This is a genomic window from uncultured Campylobacter sp., from assembly GCF_938018145.1.
Classification (GTDB): Bacteria; Campylobacterota; Campylobacteria; order Campylobacterales; family Campylobacteraceae; genus Campylobacter_A.
On the sequence record NZ_CALIII010000314.1, the window covers coordinates 1 to 1,362 of the forward strand.

The following is a 1,362-nucleotide window of genomic DNA, read 5'->3' on the forward strand; positions in this document are numbered from 1 at the left end:
CTCTATAAAACTCCCGCGGCCGTCGAGTATTTGTATTCGCGCGGTATCACGGACGAGCTGATCGATAAATTTGAACTAGGTTTCGCGCCTGAAAGCGCACAGACGATAAGGCTACTGCAAAACGAGCAAATCGAACCCAAAGAAGCCCTAGAAGTCGGCATCGTAAAGCAAAACGAAAACGGCATCTACGCTAGCTTCATAAACCGCATCACCTTTCCTATCTACACGCACGCGGGACGGCTCGTGGGATTTGGCGGACGCACGATCAGCGGCAACCCCGCTAAATACGTAAATTCGCCCCAGTCCGCGGTTTTTGACAAATCAACGCTTTTTTACGGCTACCACCTGGCAAAGCGCGAAATTTTCACCAAAAATCAGATCATCATCACCGAAGGCTACATGGACGTCATCATGCTGCACAAGGCGGGCTTTAACAACGTCGTAGCCGTGCTTGGAACCGCGCTCACGACCAAGCACCTGCCGCTTTTAAAACGCGGCGAGATTAGCGTTATTTTGTGCTTTGACGGCGACGATGCGGGCATAAACGCCGCGACGAAGTCCGCCCTGCTGCTCGCGCAAAACGAAATCGACGGTAGCGTCGTCATCATAGAAGGCGGCGCAGATCCGGCCGATATGGTGGTAGCCGGCAAGATAGAGTATCTGCGGCAAATTTTTGAAAGCGGCACGGAGATCGGCGAATTTTACATCAGGCATCTAGCTAGCGGCTTTGACCTCTCGCGCCCCGTGCAAAAGCAAAAGGCGCTAGAAGCGATCCAGGCCTTTACCGCGAGCCTAAAGCCCGTCGTCGCAAACTCCTACGTCCCGCTCGTGGCTAAAATTTTAAAGATAGCTGAGGGGTCGTTTCGGCTAACTAGAGGTGCAAATACGCAAGCCGCCCAGGAGCGCATGCAAGCCTACGAAATGCAAAATTTGGGCAAAAATCAGCGCGGACAAAAAGATCAACTCGAGCTTCAAATTTTAAAAACGATGATCGAAAATGAGAGCCTAAAAAGCATCGTTTTGGAAAATTTAAAGCCCGAGTATTTCGTCCACCACAGAGATATTTTCGAAGCCGTATCACAGGGAGTCGATGCGGACGATCCGGCCGTGCGTGAGCTGATGTTTGAAAACTACGACGCCTTTACCGACGAGGAGAAAATTTTTGAAGCCGTGAATGTTTTTAAAACTAGATTTTATAAAAATATGTACAAAAAATACTCGGCGGCGAAAATCCCTCTAGAGGAAAAGGCGCTCATACTCAAAAAAATCGATAAAATTTTAAAGGAAATCAATAAAAAATGAAAGCATTAGTTTTATTTAGCGGCGGGCTGGACAGCATGATCGCCATCAAGCTGCTGACAA

General features: G+C 48.8%; 1 protein-coding gene. It reads left to right on the forward strand.

All coding sequences use genetic code 11. The features are described from left to right. Positions 1–1,302, forward strand: a 1,302-nt coding sequence (locus tag Q0338_RS07350) for a toprim domain-containing protein (RefSeq protein WP_298086186.1), incomplete at its 5' end; no start/stop codon positions are given. Positions 1,303–1,362: the final 60 nt, after the last annotated feature.